Consider the following 232-nt stretch of genomic DNA (forward strand, 5'->3'; position numbering starts at 1 on the left):
AGTTGCAGGTGTTAGACCACTTTTCGAAGCTAGATGAGGACTTCTGTTCTGTTGGCGGTTCGCTGGATTACTACGAGCGTCTGCGGCAGCTTCCACCAAAACGTCGCGAAAAAGTCTTAGTAGGTCTTCGCGATGTAGTCGCGAACTCAGATATCGAAGCAAGGTTTAGAGTGGAAAAGGGATGGTCCACGTCGTTGTTTCGAGACGGGAAAGACGACAGCTACCTGAAGCT

Annotated in this window: 1 pseudogene; it reads left to right on the forward strand. The window is 50.0% G+C overall.

From position 1 onward, the window contains the following. A pseudogene (locus AC3XQU_RS25055) lies at positions 1-232 on the forward strand (hypothetical protein); the annotation flags it as partial.

It is taken from the genome of Telluria sp. AZSoR62 (genome assembly GCF_058111565.1).